The sequence below is a fragment of the Domibacillus sp. 8LH genome (assembly GCF_038806185.1).
In the GTDB taxonomy this organism is placed as follows: domain Bacteria; phylum Bacillota; class Bacilli; order Bacillales; family Domibacillaceae; genus Domibacillus; species Domibacillus indicus_A.
Genome location: NZ_JAVJNG010000002.1, coordinates 70220 through 83749 on the forward strand (window position 1 = coordinate 70220; position 13530 = coordinate 83749).

Genomic DNA, 13530 nt, shown 5'->3' on the forward strand with positions numbered 1-13530 from the left:
TAGTCACTTATCTATATGCGCATGCTTTTTCATTAAGCTATTTAGTGTGACAGGCAAAAAGATTAAAGGAAAAATGAAAAACCGAACTCTTTCTAAGAGTTCGGTTATAGTTATGATTTTCGTTTAACAGCCGCTAATGCAAGCGTGCCAAGACCGGCGGCCGCCACGGAAGAAAGCACCGGATGTTTAACGGCTTTTACGTAAAAGCTGCCATTTCGAATCCAGCCTTTATTCTTTCCCCGCTCGTGAAGGCCATAGCCTGCATGGTACAGAGCGCTTTGATCTTTCTCGGGATTTCTTGACCGCTCATCGTGCTGGGTCGCATACAAAGTGCGCTCGACCAGCTTGTCCGTTAATCGCGGTGCCAACCGTCCGAGCACTGCGAACAGCTTTGCCTGCCCGCCCACATATATATCCCGTTTTGAATGCTCGGCTGCATAAAGAATGGCTTCTGCTGCCGCTTCAGGAGGATACACCATGCCGCGGTGAGCGGGCTGTTTGTTTAAGTAGCTGCGTGCATGTTCATTATAGGGTGTGTCAATTCGTCCAGGATGAATGAGCGTGACAGAAACAGGTGCTTTTTCTTTTTCCAGCTCCATCCGAATGTTTTCTGTCCAGCCGTGCAGGGCGAACTTGGCAGAAGCATAAGTCGACTGCAGCACGGTCCCGCGATCACCAAACAGGCTTCCCACATTAATTAACGCACCTGGAACACCTCTTTCCTTAAAATGGCGGACAGCCGCCCGTGTACCATAGACAACGCCCCAAAAGTTCGTATCAAACATTTTTTTCATATCTTCAATGCTTACATCGGTTGCATGGCCAAAAATCGAAACACCTGCATTGTTTACCCACGTGTCAAAGCGGCCAAATTCCTTGATAGCCGTGTCAGCAATACGATTCACATCTTCCTCATGTCCAACATCTGCTCTTACCCATATCGCTTCATGACCTTTCTGGCGAAGCTCTTCCGTCACCTGCTTTAGAGCATGTTCGTTTCGGGCTGCCAGGACGACCTTCGCGCCTTTGGAAGCAGCCATCCTTGCTGTCACAAGGCCGATCCCGCTTGAAGCGCCTGTAATGACGATCACTTGATCCTTTAACTTTTTCAAGGAAAGCTCGGTGAAGGGGCGCCCGGGCTCAAGTTCATGTGTGAGCACCTTATTCGAGTCGTTGAGCTGACTGCTTTGGCTGGTTTGGTTTTCATTCAAAGTAAGTCCCTCCCTGGAAATAAGGCTTGCTTTTTTATTCTACCCGCTCATTTTGCTTCTAACCATTTCCAGCGGGAGGAAGAGAGCATAAAAAAACAGCCTGGCCTGCAGCGGTTGAGCTGCAGGGACAGGCTGTTTTTGCATATTCTATATACTTATTTTGTATTCAACGTGCTGTGTTTGCGGCCGTAAGAGAAATAAATCAACAGACCGATGATAAACCAGATGCCGCATGCGATCCATGTAAGGCTGGAAAGCTGGGTCATAAGGAACAAGCACAAAAAGAATGAACAAATCGGCAGGACCGGGTAGAACGGTACTTTAAAGCCGCCGGATGGAATGTTTTTGTTTTTTCTCAAATACAAAATACCAAGTGAAACGATCGTGAACGCAACGAGCGTACCCATGTTGACAAGCTCCGCCAATTTAGAAAGCGGGGTAACGCCTGCACAAAACGCGATAATGATGGCGAAAACCCATGTGTTTTTCACAGGTGTTTTGGAAATTGGATTGACCTCAGAAAGCATTTTCGGAAGCAAGCCGTCGCGGCTGAACGCATAAAGAAGACGCGTTCCGCCATACATCATTACAAGGATAACGGTAATCATCCCGATAACGGCACCGAGTGAAATCACACCGGCTGCCCAGTCCTGGTTGACAAGCTGCATGGCAAAGCTGACCGGGTCACTTACATTTAACGTCGTATAAGGCGTCATGCCTGTCAGGACAAGTGAAACAGATACGTAAAGCAGTGTACAAACGAACAGGGAACCAATAATCCCGATTGGCATGTTCCGCTGCGGATTTTTCACTTCTTCCGCTGCAGATGATACAGCATCGAATCCTAGATACGCAAAGAATACGAGTGCAGCACCGGTCATAATACCACCCACGCCAAACGGCATAAACGGCTGCCAGTTGGCAGGTTCTACGTAAAATACACCAACAAAGATAAACAGTAAGATAACCGCCACTTTAATAAATACCATCACCTGATTTAAGCGGGCAGATTCTTTCACACCCCGCGACAGCAGAACGGCAATAATGAAAATAATTGCCACAGCTGGAACGTTTACGTACGTTCCTTCTGCCGGATTAAAGGAACCTGAAATCGCTTTTGGCAGATGAATATTAAATCCTTCTAAAAGCGCGGAGAAGTAAGCAGACCAGCCGGTTGCGACTGCTGCCACAGCCAATCCATACTCCAATACCAATGCCCAGCCGACAAGCCAGGCGACCAATTCTCCAAAGACAATATAGCTATATGTGTACGCACTGCCCGTTACCGGTACAGCTGAAGCAAACTCTGAATAACACATAGCTGCCAAAGCACAAACAATTGCAGCAACGACAAAGGAAAAGATGATAGCCGGTCCAGCGTGGGTAGCAGCTACTGTTCCAGGAAGGATAAAGATTCCTGTTCCGACGATAGCACCTATACCCATCAACGTCAGATCAAACGCTCCAAGCGTCTGCTGAAGCTGCCCAGGGCCATTTTTCCCTAACAACGATTCGACACTTTTCTTTCTAAATACTGTATTTTTCACGCTTAACCCTCATTCTTTCTGCAAACATGTAAAGATTCTAACGGTTTCTGTCGTACAGGTCAACAGCTTTTTTTAAATAGTAAGATATTTTCAAATAGTAAGCGTTATCAATATTTCGAACAAGTGACAAAGTCTTTTTTTGTCGAAGTTTGTCAAAATTTCATACCCGGCTCAGCCGCATGCTGGAGAGTAGTGCGTGTGGTATAATAGAAGGAAATAAACTGGATATGGCGGGTTGTGAAAAAGTGAAAAAGCTAAGCGCAACATCAAAGGAATTTAACCGCATTTTGAAAAACTTGTCTCTTGAAAATTTAGAGCTGAGTAAACACCTGCAGGAAAGGGCTCTTCAGCTGGTAAATTCAAAAAAAGAAATTACAAGTGAATCGGTTAAGGAACAATTTCATGGGAAAGTACTTTGACGGCCTCAACGACGAGTATCTGCTTCAAAACAATGTAATCGGTGCAAGAACACTGGAGGAACTGAGCAGTGCCGAAGCTTTTGCGTTTACGGTACGCGCTGCTCAAATGGAAAGAGGCGGCTTCGTCCTGAAGCATTTTACGGAAGAGGAATTTAAACAGCTTCATCATTTCCTGTTTCAAGATGTTTATCCGTTTGCCGGTGTATACCGGAACGTGAACATTTCAAAGGGAACGACGGTTTTTTGCCATGCTTCTTACCTGGGCAGCATGGCCGCTCACATTTTCAATGAGTTAACGAATGATTCGCTGCAGGGGCTGACGACGGTCCAGGCGGCCAAACGTCTCGCTTATTACAAAGCCGAGTTAAACATGCTGCATCCGTTCCGCGAGGGAAATGGGCGGACGGCCCGTATTTTTTTATTTCATTATGCAAAGTGTTTCGGCTTCGAATGGGCTTACGAGAAGCTTGACTATGATGAATATATGCAGGCGATGATCCAGTCGGTAACCGATTCAGCAGGCCTTGAGGCAATTTTTAGAAAAACGCTTGCCCGTCTAAAATAGATGATAGAATGGAAAAATCCTGCTCTGATTTTCAGAGCAGGATTTTATGGTATTAAAGCGCGTCTTTGATGACTTTTTTGCTATAGAGAACGGACAGAATACCGAATACTGAGTAAAGCACCGTATATAAAAGCATCACAATAAGCATCGGTGTCCACAATTCGCCGCCGAAGAAAAACCAGCCGGATTGCACAGCAAAGTAGCTGTGCAAAAGGCCAATCAGAAGCGGAATGCCGAAGCTGAAAAACTGCTTGATGCGGATACCCTGCACAAGATCGCCGCGCGTAAAGCCAAGCTTGCGTAAAATGGTATAGCTGCCTCGTTCTTCTTCGCTTTCGTCCATTTGCTTAAAGTATAAAATACAGCCGGAGGTCACGAGAAACGTTAAGCCCAGGAAGCCAACGACAAACATCATCAGCCCCATATTTTGTTTTTGGATCTCGGCGGTCTGTGCCTGGGAAAGCTGAGCGCTGCCAAAAGACGGATTATTAAATACTTGAGAAAATACGTCATTTGCTTTGTCCAGCTGCGATTCGTCGGTTACATCCAGTCCAATATAAAGAGAAGAACCATTCTGAAGAGCTGGATCGGCGTCCTGCTTTAAGCGATGAAATACCGTATCATCCACAACGGCAGTCGGCAAGCCGCCGCTTGTGAAGGTATACGGAAGCAGGAAGTCCCGCTCGAGCCCGATATAGTTTTGCGGAATGGTTTCTGTTTTGCCAAGCAGCTCAATAGTACCTGAATCTTCAAGCGGCATCACCTTGCTAAGCATATCTACATAACCGGAAAAAAGAGTGTCATCTGGCGACAGATTCATGCCTTTTATACTTTTATCGCTAATGATGGGCATTTGCATTTTATCCGCATCAAACGTTGTTTCATCAAGTTTGGTACTGAGAATATCAGACGTATTCACTACTGCCTGTATAACCTCGATCCGTTTCTCTTCATAGGCAATATTTTCTGCGTCAAACGCCTGCTTCAGCTTTGCGGCATCTTGGTCATTCGGAACGACAAAATCATTCGGCACCTGCTGCTGGGCTGATTTTTCCGCCGAGTAGTACGATATATAGCTGAGTGACAGCAGGCCAATCGCCAGTGCCGACAACGTTGTAATAACCGTCAGCATGAGGGCGTTTGATTTCATTCGGAACATAATAGAAGAAAGCGACAGTACGTCTTTCACATGTAAATAGCCATTTTTCCGTTTGCGGACGAGATGAAACAGAAAACGGACAGACCCTTTATAGAATAAATAGGTCCCAATAATGACCGAAGCGAGAATAAACGCCATCGCTGCAAACAGCTCGTTCATCGAACTAAAATCGCCGCCGAACAATTTAGAGGAAACAAAGTAGCCGGCTGCGATAAAAAGAATACCAAGAAGCCCAATGAAAATTTCCCAAATCGAAATACGTTTTCCTTTTTCTTCTCTTGTACCTGTCACCCGGAAGAGGGATAAAATATTTTGCCGCTTTAAAAACAGCCCGTTCACGGCCAAAATACATCCATAAATCATCGTAAAGACAATCAAGGTTTGTAAAAGTGCCTGTGATGAAAAAGACAGGGAAGCCGCAGCATCCACGCCGGTTACTTTAAATAAAATCATCGTGACGAGCTTTGAAGCGGCAAATCCGACAAACAAGCCGATCACGAGGGAGCCGAAATAAAGCAGCAGGTTTTCGGCACTTAACAGCCTGAAAATCTGCCCTTTCGTCAGCCCAATCAGCTGCAGGAGCCCAATTTCTTTACTGCGGCGCTTAATGAAAATTGCATTGGCATACAGTAGAAAAACCGTCACGATGGCAATCAAAAGAATGGAAGCCGTCCGAATAGATGCAGCTCCTTTCATACTGCCTTTTGCTTCGTCCATCGCCGGATCATACTGAAGCGTAACGAACGCAAAGTAAAGCGCGGCACTGAACACGAGAGCAAACACGTACAAATAATAGTTTTTTACATTCTTTTTTAAATTTCGGAGAATCAGACCATTAATGCTCATGCTGCACCCCGCTCAGTAAACCCTGCGTTTTCATAATGTCCTGGAAAAAAGCCTGCCTCGACTGCTCTCCTTTATTAAGCTGGGTATACATTTGTCCGTCTTTAATAAAGATAACCCGGCTCCCAAAGCTTGCCGCGGTTGGATCATGCGTAACCATCATAATCGTAGCGGTTCGTTTCTTATTAAGTGTCGTTAATTTATTTAAAAGGTCAGAGGCCGATTTAGAATCAAGGGCACCGGTCGGCTCGTCTGCAAAAATCATGCTCGGTTCATGAATAAATGCCCGTGCTGCGGATGTCCGCTGTTTTTGCCCGCCGGAAATCTCATTCGGATATTTATCCTGGATTTCATAGATGCCAAGCTCATTGGCAATGACATTAAAACGCTCTGTCGCTTCCTTTGGGCCGGTTTTGGCAATCGTCAGCGGCAGCAGGACATTTTCTTTGACCGTCAACGTATCGAGCAGGTTATAGTCTTGAAAAATAAAGCCAAGGTGGTGCTTGCGGAACTCGGCCAGCTTTTTTTCTTTCATCTGAGTCATTTCATGGCCGTCAATCCAGATCGTTCCCTGGCTTGCCTGGTCAATGGAGGACAGGACATTTAAAAGCGTTGTTTTACCAGAACCAGATGCACCCATGATGCTGACGAACTCGCCTTTTTCCACATTCATATCAATGCCTTTTAACACTTCCTGGCGATTGAATTTGTTTCCGTAGCTTTTGCGAAGCTTCGCCGCTTTTAACATACTCATATCGATTCACTCCTTTAATTGATACATTTATTGTAAAAAGATGAGAAGAGAAAGTCCTTTCATTTGGCGAACAAAAAGCAAAAGCATGTGACATTTTCGTCACATGCTTGTCAGGCGGACAAACGCATTCGGCTCAGGAAACGTAAGTGTAAAGGTTGTGCCAGAGCCGGGATTAGAAACGGCTTCTAATTCAATCAATAGAGAATCAGCCGCTTTTTTGGCCAAATAAAGTCCCATCCCTGTGGCAGAATCGTTTTGATGAAAGCTGCCGGTTGCCGTAAATCCTTTATCAAAAATACGTGGAAGATCCTGTGGCGAAATGCCACGGCCAAAGTCGGTAACCGTAATGGCTGTTTGATTGCCTCTTTGAATACTGCGAATCATAATATCGCCTGAATCGCTGTATTTCACCGCGTTTGTCAGCAGCTGCCGAAAAATAAACGCCAGCCATTTCGCATCGCTCAGTACGGGCGGACCGGTTATCTCAACATCAAAGCCGATGCCTTTTTGCAGGCACCAGGACTGGAGAGACCGTATTTCGGTAAATAGGAGCGGCTCCAGCACCACGTGCTCAACGTACAAGTCATTTTTAATAAATGGCATCCGTTTTTGATGCAGCTGCCGGTCCAAAAGCAGATGAATGCGCAGCCATTCGTACGTAAGCTGCGCTTTCATCCTCTCGTCCTCTATCCGGTCTATCATTAAATGCATGGCGGTTAAAGGGGTTTTCACTTCATGAACCCAGGACATCAGATCGTCTTTTTCCTGTTCAAGCTCTGTCCGGTGGCGGGAAGCCTCCTGTTTATACTGTTCAACCTGCTTTGTGAAGTACGTGTGAACGATTTTTTGGAACGGGCTTTCCGTCTCAGCCAGCGGTTCTCCGTCCAGTGAGGTATCCCGTTCCTGCAGCTCCCGGTAAAAAGCCGATTCTTTTTGAAAGCGGACAAAGAAAAAAACGAGGAAAAGAAGGGCAGACAAGAAGTTTACATATAAAATGGATGAAAAGGGAATGGTCGTATCGACGAATGCAACCAGAAATAAAAGCAGCTGTTGAACGAGAAAAAAGCCAATCCAGCTGCGCCGTTCTTTTATGTAGGTTCCGATCATACGCTTTCCTCTTCGACTGCCATGTACCCCTGGCCGACTTTCGTTTCAATAAAGTGGCCGATCCCGAGTTCATCCAGCTTTTTTCGCAGCCGGTTCACATTAACCGTCAATGTATTGTCGCTGACGAACCGCTCATCGTCCCACAGGCTTTTAATCAGCTTTTCCCGGCTGACAATGTTGTTTTTTTGTTCAATGAGCTGTTTTAAAATAAACATTTCATTCTTTGTTAGTTCGACCGACCCGCACTCATTTTGAAGAAGGTTTTTATCGTAATCGACTGTAGCACCGCACCAGGCTTTAAGAAGGGACGGGGCAGTGCTGTAATTGTAGGCACGCCGCAGCACAGCTTGTATTTTAGCGATCAGTACGTCGAAATGAAACGGCTTCTGAATAAAATCATCCGCTCCAAGCTGCATAGACATGACCATGTCAGTCGGGTGGTCGCGTGAAGACAGGAATAAAATTGGCACATTGGAATGGGTACGAATCATTCGACACCAATGAAAGCCGTCAAATTTCGGCAGCTGAATATCAATAATGACCAAATCAGGCTTTAGAGCTGTGAATTCTTTCATCACCTGTCCAAAATCGGTAACCCCGTAAACATCATATGACCATTGCGTCAGCCGTTCCTTCGTTTCTTTAAACAGTGTTTCATCATCTTCAATCAGCAGCAGTTTAAACAAAGAATCACCACACTTTTCCAATTATCTTTCTTTTATTGTATCGAAAAGCGGCGGTCAGTTGAACGTTTTTTTTAACGGAGCGAACGGTGTGGGGCTCCTTCACCTGTTTTAATTCTGCAACGGTATGGTTTCTCCGTTTCCTTCAATTAGAGATTCACTTGCCTCTATGTTTACATGATAAAAAGTAAAAAAGGAAAAATAGTCCAATTGATTATATTTATTTTGTAACCTGAAAAGTCATACTTTCTTTTGAGACTCCGTTTACGAGAATAACAAGAGTGTGTTCACCTGCATAGTGCTTGCGAGTTGTCATATCGCGAAAAGATTGGGTACGGACGATTACTTTGGATTGTCCAGCTGCAAGGTGAGTGTCTGAAAGCTGAAATACTTTCCGGCTTGGACGGCCGTTTTTTTTCATATAGTCAATCGCATATTCAACTCGTACTTTTGTATCTAGTATGGCATGGAGTTCTACTGAAAAATGCAGAGATTCGCCAATCACAACTGTCTGTTTTTCAAGGATGAGCCGTTGAACGGAAACGTGCTCACTGTCTGGGTAACCGAACAGGCGGAGGACATCCGCATTTCCCTGCTTGAGCAATGTACGGGCGGCATGGCGCAGGATCCAGTCGGTATAAGGATGCTGTCCATACCGTTGGCGGATAAACTCAATAACAAGGTCCGGGTGTGTTTTGGAAATATCATTTAAATGGTTCGCGACACTTTTTCGTACATACAATGAATCATCCTGCATAAGCGGCTCAAGCAGTGCAAAAAGCGGGGCGGGGTCTTGTTTAAAAGCTGGAATCGACTGTGCCCATGGCAGCCGCGGGCGGGCGCCTTCGCTTGCGAGCCGGCGTATATGTTCATTGCTGCTTTTTGTCCATTTCATCATCTGAGAAAGCATGCGTTCTTGATCATGCAGCAGAAAAGGCCGGACGGCAAACTCAGAAGTGGAGTATACGGTTAACTGGGCAAGCGCGTCCATCGATTTCTCCCAGAAGGCAAGCCCATACTGCTCTACATAATCCGGAAATATAAGTCCTGCCAGCTGTTTGAACGGAGGAGCTGCATCTAGCAGCACAGGGAGCGCTTTTGGAAAAGGTTTATTGATCCCCCTATACATCGCAGTCGATAACTGGCGAACGCGTTGTTTAAGAGCCAGAGACTCCCATTCTTCTTGATACACACAGTTTAAGAATGCTTTTCGGTTAAAGGACAAGTCAGCCCGCTCAAGCGCATCGGCTAATGAATCGATAAAGTCATCATTATATATATCTTTTAAATCTGCCATCATTCGTCAGCTCCTTTCTGCCAGTATAACATATACAAGAATGTATGTTCGTTTTATGTGCGAATCCTGGCAAGCCATAGCGGATTGCAGTCTTTTCTGCTTGTATAAGGTCTTTTTTATGATGAATGATCACCAGCAGGAAACGGACAAGGTAAAAAGGAACAGCTGGAAAGCGCGTTTAAGGGTACTTCCCAAAAGGATAAGAATATAGTGGAAAGATTTTTTAGACTATGTTTGTGAAGTATTTTACAATGTAAGAAGAAAGGAGAGAGAATGATGAGTAAAAACAAGATGCCTGCTCGGGGAAAGGGAGAAGTAAGGCTTGGTCTTCTTTTTTTAACGCTTTTAATTGGAGCACTTATTTGGTTTGTTCCTGCACCGTCTGGACTTTCGTCTCAGGCATGGCATTTATTCGCTATTTTTGTAGCCACAATTATCGGGCTTGTAGTTAAGCCCATGCCTATGGGCAGTGTGGCTGTTTTAGCCCTGACCGCAACGGTTTTAACACAGACACTGACCATTGAAGAAGCGCTCAGTGGGTTTCAAAACACGACGATCTGGCTGATTGTCATTGCTTTTTTTATTTCAAGAGGATTTATCAAAACCGGCCTTGGCACCCGGGTTGCGTACATGTTTGTGAAAAAATTCGGTAAAAAAACACTTGGCTTGTCTTATTCGCTTGTGGCAAGTGATCTTATTCTGTCTCCAGCGATGCCGTCCAACACAGCCAGAGCCGGCGGTATTTTGCTTCCAATTGTCCGGTCGCTGTCTGAAGCGTACGGTTCCCGGTCAGGAGATGGAACGGAACGAAAGGTAGGGGCGTTTTTAACAACGGTTTCCTTTCATGGAGATATGGTAACATCCGCCATGTTTTTAACGGCGATGGCAGCCAATCCGCTTGCAGCACAAATTGCTGGAGACATTACCGGTGAACCGATTTCGTGGGTCGGTTGGGCCGCAGCTGCGTCTGTGCCAGGTCTGCTCAGCCTGCTGCTTGTTCCGTATGTGCTGTACAAGCTGTACCCGCCGGAAGTAAAAGAAACACCGGCTGCACCCCAAATGGCCGCCCAGAAATTAAAAGAGATGGGTCCTTTAAAAAGAGAAGAGTGGTTTATGATCGGTGTGTTTGTCCTGATCTTAGCTTTGTGGATTTTCGGAACAAACTTTGGTATCACCGCTACAACAACGGCTTTTATCGGACTTGTCGCGCTGCTGATCACTCAAGTGCTGAGCTGGTCGGATATTAAAAAAGAAGAAGGTGCGTGGGATACGCTCGTCTGGTTTGCGGTTTTGGTTATGATGGCCAGCTTCTTAAACGATCTCGGTATGATTCCATGGTTTACGGATACAATGAGAGGGGCCGTCAGCGGCATGTCCTGGCTATGGACACTGGTCGTTTTGGCTGTCGTTTATTTTTACTCTCATTATCTTTTTGCGAGCAACACGGCTCATGTCAGTGCCATGTACGCCGCTTTTCTGGCTGTGATCGTGGCTGCCGGAGCTCCGCCGGTCGCCTCTGCTCTTTTGCTTGGCGTATTCAGTAATTTGTTCGGCTGCTTAACTCATTACAGCAGCGGGCCGGCACCTGTATTTTTTGGTGCGGGTTATGTAACACAAAGTAAATGGTGGACGCTCGGGCTGATCATTTCCATTGTTCATTTAATTGTCTGGCTTGGAGTCGGCGGCGCCTGGTGGAAGGTGCTTGGTCTTTGGTAATGGACGAGAAGCATCTAGAAAAAGCGTATGATGAGCAGCTGTCCATTCAGACAACGGGTGATCAGCAGGGGTTTCCCCAGCTTGCCCACTATCATCGCTACGAGCCGACACCCTATGCGGGGCTTGATGAGCTTTTTGAACGCTGTACACTGGATGCAAGTGACGGATTTGTTGACGTCGGCTGCGGAAAAGGGCGGGTCGCCTTTTACGTGCATGACCGATTCCGGACTTCGGTTACGGGGATTGAAATGAACCCTGCTTTTTTTGATGTGTGTCTTCAAAACAAAATAGGGTATATGAGAAAAAGAAAGCGCCGGCACGGATTGATCGATTTTCAATGTGTGATGGCGCAGGAGTATGAAGTAAAAGCAGAAGATACTGTTTTTTACTTTTTTAATCCGTTCTCAGTGCAAATTTTCATGCGGGTCGTACAGCGGATTTTGGCGTCAATGGAAGCCTTCCCGCGCCAGGTGACACTCATTTTGTATTATCCATCAGACGAATACCTGTATTATTTGGAGCATCAGACGGTATTTGACTGGCTCGATGAAGTGAAATTGGGCGGAATGTACGAAAAAAACGAGCATGAACGGTTTGTTCTTTTTCAATACCAATCATAAAGGAGTGCTTGAACATGAGCGAATGCAGCATTGACCATTCACATGCAGATGTAATCAAAAAAGTGGAAAGCCAGAAAACATTTCTTCCGTCAGATCTTTATGAAAGCTTATACAATTACCTGCAGGAAGAGCGGACGCAGGATTTGTTAAATGATTTGTTTCATCTCCTGAAAAAATATGATCTTGTATCCGAAGAAGAGCGGGACGTGCGAAACAAGCGGCTTGCGCTTATTGTGAACAACTAACCCGTATAGCAAAGAGCCTCCTGTATAACTTACCACTTGTGCAGGAGGCTTATTTGCGTTATTTTTGAAGGTAGTACATTTTTAATTTAAGCAACGAAAAGAGGCTATAAATACATGAACAAAAAATCCATTTACGGATTGACGCTTGAGCAGCTGGAGGCATGGCTTTTGCCATTTGGACATAAGAAATTCCGGGCGCAGCAAGTGTGGGACTGGCTGTACCGGAAACGGGTAACCGATTTTGACGAGATGACAGACGTAAACGCGGACTGCATCGCACTGCTGAAAGAGCATTTTGTTCTTCATACCCTAAAAGAACACGTGAAACAGGAATCAGCGGACGGAACGATTAAATTTTTGTTTAAATTAACAGACGGCAACTTAATTGAAACCGTGATGATGCGTCATAAATTCGGCTTATCTGTTTGTGTAACGACGCAGGTCGGCTGCAACATTGGCTGCAGTTTTTGTGCAAGCGGCTTATTAAAGAAAACGCGTGACTTATCCAGCGGTGAAATCGTGGAGCAGATTATGAATGTGCAGCACGCACTGGATGAAGCAGGTAACGGAGAAAAAGTAAGCCATATTGTCGTGATGGGGATTGGGGAGCCGTTTGATAACTTTGACAATCTGATCGATTTCTTAAAAGTCGTCATCGACCAAAAAGGATTAGGCATTGCAGCCCGCCATATTACCGTTTCAACGAGCGGCCTGGCTAATAAAATTTACGACTTTACCGATACAAAAATTCCGGTTAACCTGGCGATTTCTCTGCATGCACCGAACAACGAGCTGCGGACAAAAATTATGAAAATCAACCGGGCGATTCCGATTGAAAAGCTGATGGAAGCGGTCGATTACTACCTGGAAAATACAAACCGCCGTATCACCTTTGAATATATTCTGTTAAAAGACGTGAATGACCGGGTGGAAGACGCACTTGAGCTGGCAGAATTAATTGGCGATAAAAAGCAGTATGTGAATTTAATTCCCTACAATCCAGTTGATGAACACAGCCAGTATCAGCGGAGCACGCCGGAAGCGATTATGGCATTTTATGATACGCTGAAGAAAAAAGGCTTGAACTGTGTTGTACGCCAGGAACACGGAACAGATATTGATGCAGCATGCGGGCAGCTGCGAAGTAAACAAATTCAAAAAGCAGCCCAATAAAAAAACGGCAAAAAAAAGCAGTATGATGAATGTTTTCTAGCCTGTTTCTTTTTGTAAAGCTGTTAAGTGCTAAATAAGCGCGGCTTTCTATATAACATGAATAGTGAAGAGGTATAAAAAAGCTGAACCTTCTATTGGGTTCAGCTTCAGGCTGTTGACAAACGCCCGCTTTCGGCGTCACTTGCCGTCTG

At 45.4% G+C, this 13530-nt stretch carries 13 protein-coding genes; 6 read left to right on the forward strand and 7 right to left on the reverse strand.

From position 1 onward, the window contains the following. Positions 1-110: 110 nt before the first annotated feature. Both RG959_RS03830 and bcaP read right to left on the reverse strand, forming a co-directional pair. The gene (locus RG959_RS03830) at positions 111-1160 is read right to left on the reverse strand and encodes an SDR family oxidoreductase (protein WP_342796411.1); all 1050 of its coding nucleotides are present in this window, start codon (positions 1158-1160) and stop codon (positions 111-113) included. A gap of 206 nt (positions 1161-1366) precedes the next feature. Next, entirely contained in the window at positions 1367-2758 is a 1392-nt protein-coding gene (gene bcaP / locus RG959_RS03835) for a branched-chain amino acid transporter BcaP (protein ID WP_342796020.1), read from the reverse strand. 245 nt (positions 2759-3003) lie between these two features. On the opposite strand from bcaP, the gene RG959_RS03840 reads away from it, so the two are divergent. Together RG959_RS03840 and RG959_RS03845 are read left to right on the forward strand one after the other, a co-directional pair. Then, complete coding sequence (locus RG959_RS03840) at positions 3004-3177, forward strand: Zn-dependent hydrolase (protein WP_342796021.1); 174 nt, start codon at positions 3004-3006, stop codon at positions 3175-3177. Next, positions 3161-3742, forward strand: a complete 582-nt coding sequence (locus RG959_RS03845; protein ID WP_342796022.1) for a Fic/DOC family protein — start codon at positions 3161-3163, stop codon at positions 3740-3742. The genes RG959_RS03840 and RG959_RS03845 overlap by 17 nt, the downstream gene beginning before the upstream one ends. A gap of 52 nt (positions 3743-3794) precedes the next feature. Here RG959_RS03845 and RG959_RS03850 read toward each other — a convergent pair whose 3' ends face one another. The 5 genes from RG959_RS03850 to RG959_RS03870 form a co-directional block, all read right to left on the reverse strand. Then, positions 3795-5747: an FtsX-like permease family protein gene (locus tag RG959_RS03850; protein ID WP_342796023.1), complete on the reverse strand. Its 1953-nt coding sequence runs from the start codon at positions 5745-5747 to the stop codon at positions 3795-3797. Then, positions 5737-6498: an ABC transporter ATP-binding protein gene (locus RG959_RS03855; RefSeq protein WP_342796024.1), complete on the reverse strand. Its 762-nt coding sequence runs from the start codon at positions 6496-6498 to the stop codon at positions 5737-5739. Before RG959_RS03855 ends, RG959_RS03850 begins: the two co-directional genes overlap by 11 nt. Before the next feature lie 99 nt (positions 6499-6597). After that, positions 6598-7605, reverse strand: coding sequence for a sensor histidine kinase (locus RG959_RS03860; RefSeq protein ID WP_342796025.1), 1008 nt, complete (start codon positions 7603-7605; stop codon positions 6598-6600). Continuing rightward, entirely contained in the window at positions 7602-8291 is a 690-nt protein-coding gene (locus RG959_RS03865) for a response regulator (RefSeq protein ID WP_342796412.1), read from the reverse strand. The genes RG959_RS03860 and RG959_RS03865 overlap by 4 nt, the downstream gene beginning before the upstream one ends. 217 nt (positions 8292-8508) lie before the next feature. Beyond that, complete coding sequence (locus tag RG959_RS03870) at positions 8509-9585, reverse strand: DNA alkylation repair protein (RefSeq protein ID WP_342796026.1); 1077 nt, start codon at positions 9583-9585, stop codon at positions 8509-8511. Between the two features lie 276 nt (positions 9586-9861). On the opposite strand from RG959_RS03870, the gene RG959_RS03875 reads away from it, so the two are divergent. The 4 genes from RG959_RS03875 (at position 9862) to rlmN (ending at position 13339) form a co-directional block, all read left to right on the forward strand. Continuing rightward, positions 9862-11301, forward strand: a complete 1440-nt coding sequence (locus RG959_RS03875) for an anion permease (RefSeq protein ID WP_342796027.1) — start codon at positions 9862-9864, stop codon at positions 11299-11301. Next, the gene (locus RG959_RS03880; RefSeq protein WP_342796413.1) at positions 11301-11921 is read left to right on the forward strand and encodes a class I SAM-dependent methyltransferase; all 621 of its coding nucleotides are present in this window, start codon (positions 11301-11303) and stop codon (positions 11919-11921) included. Before RG959_RS03875 ends, RG959_RS03880 begins: the two co-directional genes overlap by 1 nt. A 14-nt stretch (positions 11922-11935) precedes the next feature. Beyond that, positions 11936-12166 (forward strand): group-specific protein, encoded by a 231-nt coding sequence (locus tag RG959_RS03885; RefSeq protein ID WP_242232539.1) that lies wholly within the window; start codon positions 11936-11938, stop codon positions 12164-12166. A 114-nt stretch (positions 12167-12280) separates the two neighbouring features. Then, complete coding sequence (gene rlmN / locus RG959_RS03890) at positions 12281-13339, forward strand: dual-specificity RNA methyltransferase RlmN (protein WP_242232540.1); 1059 nt, start codon at positions 12281-12283, stop codon at positions 13337-13339. Positions 13340-13530 lie beyond the last annotated feature (191 nt).

Bases quoted from the DNA above. Each gene is read 5' to 3' on its own strand.
- RG959_RS03845 (WP_342796022.1), top strand. From the start codon at position 3,161: ATGGGAAAGTACTTTGACGGCCTCAACGACGAGTATCTGCTTCAAAAC.
- RG959_RS03850 (WP_342796023.1), bottom strand. From the start codon at position 5,747: ATGAGCATTAATGGTCTGATTCTCCGAAATTTAAAAAAGAATGTAAAA.
- RG959_RS03855 (WP_342796024.1), bottom strand. From the start codon at position 6,498: ATGAGTATGTTAAAAGCGGCGAAGCTTCGCAAAAGCTACGGAAACAAA.
- RG959_RS03860 (WP_342796025.1), bottom strand. From the start codon at position 7,605: ATGATCGGAACCTACATAAAAGAACGGCGCAGCTGGATTGGCTTTTTT.
- RG959_RS03870 (WP_342796026.1), bottom strand. From the start codon at position 9,585: ATGGCAGATTTAAAAGATATATATAATGATGACTTTATCGATTCATTA.
- RG959_RS03875 (WP_342796027.1), top strand. From the start codon at position 9,862: ATGAGTAAAAACAAGATGCCTGCTCGGGGAAAGGGAGAAGTAAGGCTT.
- RG959_RS03880 (WP_342796413.1), top strand. From the start codon at position 11,301: ATGGACGAGAAGCATCTAGAAAAAGCGTATGATGAGCAGCTGTCCATT.
- RG959_RS03885 (WP_242232539.1), top strand. From the start codon at position 11,936: ATGAGCGAATGCAGCATTGACCATTCACATGCAGATGTAATCAAAAAA.
- rlmN (WP_242232540.1), top strand. From the start codon at position 12,281: ATGAACAAAAAATCCATTTACGGATTGACGCTTGAGCAGCTGGAGGCA.